This is a genomic window from Leisingera sp. F5 (assembly GCF_001593695.1).
The window spans coordinates 1-2,030 of the sequence record NZ_LUKH01000600.1; the positions used below are offsets into that span (position 1 = coordinate 1).

Annotated in this window: 4 protein-coding genes; 1 reads left to right on the forward strand and 3 read right to left on the reverse strand. The window is 61.2% G+C overall.

Going from position 1 to position 2,030, the window contains the following annotated elements; translation table 11 throughout:
* The coding region (locus tag A2I95_RS33735) for an NAD-dependent epimerase/dehydratase family protein (protein WP_291736831.1) at positions 1–422 on the reverse strand (422 nt) is incomplete at its 3' end.
* Positions 423–618: 196 nt separating this feature from the next.
* Here A2I95_RS33735 and phaR point away from each other — a divergent pair.
* Positions 619–1,173, forward strand: coding sequence for a polyhydroxyalkanoate synthesis repressor PhaR (gene phaR / locus A2I95_RS33740; RefSeq protein WP_027259392.1), 555 nt, complete (start codon positions 619–621; stop codon positions 1,171–1,173).
* 184 nt (positions 1,174–1,357) lie between these two features.
* Here phaR and A2I95_RS33745 read toward each other — a convergent pair whose 3' ends face one another.
* A complete protein-coding gene (locus A2I95_RS33745) occupies positions 1,358–1,552 on the reverse strand; it encodes a hypothetical protein (protein ID WP_027259391.1) in 195 nt (64 codons plus the stop codon).
* 53 nt (positions 1,553–1,605) lie between these two features.
* Positions 1,606–2,030, reverse strand: a 425-nt coding sequence (locus A2I95_RS33750; RefSeq protein ID WP_291736833.1) for a hypothetical protein, incomplete at its 5' end; no start/stop codon positions are given.

Here is a 2,030-nt window from a genome sequence, read left to right on the forward strand (position 1 = left end):
GCACGGGCATTCTTCTGCATCCAGGCAAAGGGTTTGATCGGCCGCATGGGGCTGACCTCATCGGCGATCCGGTTACCGGTGGCGCCGTACAGCCAGCAGCCCCCGGTATAAATCAAGCGCAGAGGGTCCGGGCGCAGGGCGGCCTGGCGCAGGATGGCGCCCATGGCGGCGGTGTCCGCCTCTGCCATGTCCGGGCCGAAGGTGGCCGCAAGCTGGATCAGCCCGTCCACATGGGCGACCTCGCGGACCCAGCCGCCGGGGCGGCGCAGATCTCCGCGCAAGGGGTGGGCGCCCATAGCCGCCAGTTTGCGGTCCGAGGCGTCCGAGCGGCTGAGGCCGGTAACGTCATGCCCGTGCCGGACCAGGTTTTGGGTGACGGCAGTGCCGATGGATCCGGTGCCGCCGAGGATAAAGATTTTCATGTCCCGCGTTGTCCTGCTGCAGATTCTGTCGCGGAGTCCTTTGTGAAATCTCAAGCCGGGTTGAGGTCAAGCGTCCTGAATGCAAGCGCAGCAGGGCTGTAGGGAACAAATGTTGCGGAAACCATGCGGAGGCTTCCCTTTTGTTCTGCGCTGGCATAGGCTTTGCTGCAATGCGTCATGACCGGGGAGGGATTACATGGCAGAGCAGGACAAACCCTTGCTGATCAAGCGGTACGCGAGCCGCAGGCTTTATAACACTGAGACCAGCGATTACGTCACGCTGGAGGATATCGCGGGGTTCATCCGGGAAGGGCGCGAGGTTCAGATCGTCGACCTGAAGACGGGCGATGACCTGACACGGCAGTATCTGTTGCAGATCATTGCAGAGCATGAAAGCCGCGGCGAGAATGTGCTGCCGGTGAATGTGCTGAACGATCTGGTGCGCAGCTATATGGTGCCCGGTGGCGGGGTGATGCCGCAGTTTCTGCAGTCTTCCTTTGATATGCTGCGCGAAAGCCAGTCAAAGATGATGGAAAACATGAGCGCGATGAATCCAATGGCCAAGATGCCGGGGTTCGAAGCGATGAAGGCACAGCAGGAAGCGTTTCTGAAGGCGATGACTGGCGGCCTTGGCACGGCCGGCTGGACCGGCGGCGCACCCGGGGAAGAGAAATCCGAAGGCGGCGAGGACTTGGACGATATCAAGAAGCAGCTGGCTGCGCTGCAGGAAAAGCTGTCGAAGATGAAGTGAGGCGATTGGCGGCAGCGGGGGGGCGGAGCAACGAGGGGCTCCCGCCTGTTCGCAAACAGTCTGCGACTGTTCCTCACAGTTGGGCGTGGCACCGCGTTGCGGTGCCATTCTTTTTTGTGAAGTTTCTGTGTAAGAATTGCAGCACCCGTGTGCTGCGCCGGGGTTCAGACGCCAGGTTCGGCTGTCAAGCGCCCGGTTTGATTTTCAGGATATTGTGCAGCCGGTGATACGGCGCATTCCTGACGATTTTGTCCAGATCACCGGTTTCCGGCTGCGGTTTGGAGCGATAGAACAGATAGACGCTTGCAGCAAAAGACAGGGTGCAGGCCCCGGCAATTGCGCTGACGATGACGGTTTCCATTCCCATAGCTTCAAACATGCTGTTCTCCGGTTTCAGGACCAATATAGGCATGGAGTGTTGAAGTTTCCATATCACTTTGCACTGCCTGTGTTCTTTGCGGCTTCCAGCACATGGCGGGCCAGTGTTTCCGCGGCTTCGCGTTCTTGCGTTTTGGTCCGCCGCCGCGCCCGTCCGCCGAGGCGGGACGCGGTGGCGAAGATGAAGCCGGAAAAGGATAGCAGCGTCAGGCCAAAGGCAAGACCGCCCGTTACTGTGCCTGCAATAGCAGCGCCGAAGCTGGCCAGCAGCGCGCCGGCGGCCAGGCGTTGCGACCATTGGCCGATCACCTGATCGGCATCCTGTGCCTGGGCTTCAGCATTTCCGGCCCGCGTGGCAAAGGCGGTCAGCAAGTCAGCCACCGTAACCCCGGTTTCCGGGTCGTTCGCGGCCCCGATAGCGGCCAGAAGCGCAGCCCGCTCACCGCTGCTGGCGGCAACCGCGCGGATGATCTGCGTCA